Below are 2,593 nucleotides of genomic sequence, written 5' to 3'. Positions count from 1 at the left end.
TGATCCAGCGGACGCCGTGGAACCGGCTTTGCCGGGCCACTGGCGGCGCCCCCTTGAGGGGGAGGCGCGCAGCGCTTCGGGGGTGGGCTAAGGTTTTACGTTGCCGTCCTTCACGATCTTCGCCCATTTCACCAGTTCAGCGTGGCCGAAGGTCGCGAACTGCTCCGGCGTGTTGGGGCTGTACTGCAGGCCCAGCCCTTCCATCTTCGCCTTCACCTCGGGGATCGCGATGATCTTCGCGACTTCGGCGTTCATGCGCTTGACGATCGCCGGCGGCGTGCCGGCCGGCGCGTAGAAGGCCTGCCAGCTGGCCACGTCGAAGCCGGGCACGCCGGCCTCCTGCAGCGTCGGCACGTCGGGCATCGCGATGCTGCGCTTGGCCGAGGTCACGGCCAGCGCGCGCACCTTGCCGCTCTGCACGAAGGGCAGCGCCACCGTCACCGTCTCGAAGCTCATCGGGATCTGGTTGCCGATCACGTCCTGGATGGCCGGCGCACTGCCCTTGTACGGCACGTGCGTCAGCTCGGCGCCGGTCAGCAGCTTGAAGGTCTCGCCCGACATGTGCTGCGAGCTGCCCTGGCCGGACGACGCGAAGGCGATGTCGCCCGGCTTGGCCTTGGCCGCCGCGATCAGCTCCTTGACGCTCTTGTACGGCGCCTCGGTGCCGACCAGCAGCACGTTGGAGATGCTGCCCAGCAGGATCACCGGCGCGAAGTCCTTGGCCGCGTCGTACGGCATCTTCGGCTGCAGCACCGGGTTGATCGCGTGGCTCGCGATCGTGCCGAGCAGGAAGGTGTAGCCGTCGGGTGCCGACTTGGCGACCGAATCGGCGCCGATCACGCCGCCGGCCCCGGCCTTGTTCTCGACCAGCACGGTCTGCTTCAGCGCGACCTGCAGCTTGTCGGCCAGCAGGCGCGCGAGGATGTCCGAGGTGCCGCCGGCCGCGAACGGCACGACGATGCGCACCGGCTTCTCAGGCCAGGCCGGCGCGGCGTGCGCGCCGAAGCTGGTGCCTGCGGCGGCCGCGGCCGCCAGCGCGAGAAGGGTTCGGCGAATGATCATGGGATGTCTCCTGAAGGGTCTTTGAAAGAGAGGCCTCGTGGCGCCGATCAGCGCAGCACCACGCCGGGCAGCCACAGCGAGAACGCCGGCACGTAGGTCACCAGCATCAGCGCGGCGATCAGTGCGCCGTAGAACGGCCAGATGGTCTTCATCACGGTGCCCACCGAGACACCGCCGATCGCGCAGCCGACGAACTGCGTCGTGCCCACCGGCGGCGTGTTCAGCCCGAGCGCGCAGTTGATCAGCATCACCATGCCGAACTGGATCTCGCTCATGCCGTAGTGCTGGCAGATCGGCAGGAAGATCGGCGTGCACACCAGGATGGTGGCAGCCATGTCGAGGAAGGTGCCGAGCAGGAACAGGATGATGTTGACCAGCAGGAAGATCACCCACGGGCTCGACGTCACCGCCGACAGCGCCTGGCCGGTCAGCGTCGGCACCTCGTACAGGCTGATGATGTAGCCGAACGCGGCCGAGATGCCGATCAGCAGCAGCACGACGCCGGTGGTCTTCACCGCCTTCGCCGCCGCCTTCAGGAACTGCTCCCACTTCAGCGAGCGGTACACCACCACGCTCAGGATCAGCGCGTACAGCACCGCCACCGCGGCCGATTCGGTCGCGGTGAACACGCCCGAGAGAATGCCGCCCAGGATCAGCACCACGACGAACAGTCCCGGCAGCGAGGCCGCGAAGGTGCGCGCCACGATCTGCCAGCCCGGGAAGGTGCCGGCGGGGTAGCCGCGCTTCACCGCCACCAGGTAGGCGGCCGCCAGGTTGCACAGCGTCAGCACCAGCGCCGGGATCAGGCCGGCGAGGATCAGCTTCGCGATCGACACCTTGCCGCCCGCGGCCAGCGTGTAGATGATCATGTTGTGGCTGGTGGGCATCAGCGCGCCGACCAGCGCCGCATGGGTCGTCACGTTGACTGCGTAGTCGGCGTGGTAGCCCTGCTTCTTCATCATCGGAATCATCACCGCGCCCATCGCCGAGACGTCGGCCACCGGCGAGCCGGAGACGCCGCCGAACAGCGTGCAGGCGACCACGTTCGACATGCCGAGCCCGCCGCGGATGTGGCCGACCGCCGCGTTCGCGAAGTTGACGATCTTGTCGGCGATGCCGCCGTACAGCATCAGCTCGCCGGCGAAGATGAAGAACGGGATCGCGAGGAACGAGAACACGTTCATGCCCGAGGTCATCTGCTGGAAGATGACCGCCATCGGCAGCCCTTCGTACAGGATGGTCGCGAGCGCCGACAGCCCGATCGAGAACGCCACCGGGACGCCGAGGATCAGCAGCCCGAAGAAGGTGACGCAGAGAATTGTCAGTGCCATGCCGGCTCCACTTCCACGCCGTGCAGCAGCGCGACGATGTGTTCGATCGAGAAAAGGATGATCAGGATGCCTGCCGCGACCAGCGGCACGTAGCGCCAGGATTCGGAGATGCCCAGCGTCGGGATCATGTAGTCGCGCACCGAGCCGAACATCAGCGCGCAGTTCCACGCCATCAGGCCGCCGAACAGCATCGTCAGCAG

The 2,593-nt window shown here is 67.2% G+C and carries 2 protein-coding genes and 1 pseudogene; all 3 read right to left on the bottom strand.

Annotation, left to right across the window (positions count from 1 at the left end; translation table 11 throughout):
* Window positions 1–87: 87 nt before the first annotated feature.
* Window positions 88–1,062, bottom strand: a complete 975-nt coding sequence (locus AC1D12_RS30645) for a tripartite tricarboxylate transporter substrate binding protein (protein WP_477844996.1) — start codon at window positions 1,060–1,062, stop codon at window positions 88–90.
* A gap of 47 nt (window positions 1,063–1,109) precedes the next feature.
* Window positions 1,110–2,393: a TRAP transporter large permease gene (locus AC1D12_RS30640; RefSeq protein ID WP_047499698.1), complete on the bottom strand. Its 1,284-nt coding sequence runs from the start codon at window positions 2,391–2,393 to the stop codon at window positions 1,110–1,112.
* Window positions 2,384–2,593, bottom strand: a pseudogene (locus AC1D12_RS30635) (TRAP transporter small permease); the annotation flags it as partial. The pseudogene AC1D12_RS30635 and the gene AC1D12_RS30640, both read right to left, overlap by 10 nt.

Source organism: Rhizobacter sp. P1_G5, assembly GCF_056405435.1.
This window is presented reverse-complemented; position numbering and strand designations above follow the sequence as displayed.

Excerpts from the sequence above, each read along its gene's own strand:
- AC1D12_RS30645 (WP_477844996.1), bottom strand. The coding sequence starts at position 1,062 with ATGATCATTCGCCGAACCCTTCTCGCGCTGGCGGCCGCGGCCGCCGCA.
- AC1D12_RS30640 (WP_047499698.1), bottom strand. The coding sequence starts at position 2,393 with ATGGCACTGACAATTCTCTGCGTCACCTTCTTCGGGCTGCTGATCCTC.